We start from the raw sequence: 218 nt of genomic DNA, 5'->3' as shown, positions 1-218 counted from the left end.
GAGTATATATCAGACGTTCCGATGGTACAAAATTTTTACCTAATGAAAAATGGACTGAAATAGGTTATATAGGTCAAAATGGCACTTGGTTTGCTGATGTAACAGGTGATGGCAAAGCCGATGCTATTGGTTCTAATAACGATGGAGTATATATCAGACGTTCCAATGGTACAAAATTTTTACCTAATGAAAAATGGACTGAAATAGGTTATATAGGT

1 protein-coding gene is annotated in these 218 nt (G+C 34.4%); it reads left to right on the top strand.

Annotation, left to right across the window (positions count from 1 at the left end; genetic code table 11):
* Nucleotides 1-218, top strand: a 218-nt coding sequence (locus PL9214_RS31905) for a hypothetical protein (RefSeq protein WP_222425323.1), incomplete at both ends; no start/stop codon positions are given.

The sequence above is a fragment of the Planktothrix tepida PCC 9214 genome, assembly GCF_900009145.1.
Taxonomy (GTDB): domain Bacteria; phylum Cyanobacteriota; class Cyanobacteriia; order Cyanobacteriales; family Microcoleaceae; genus Planktothrix; species Planktothrix tepida.
This window is presented reverse-complemented; position numbering and strand designations above follow the sequence as displayed.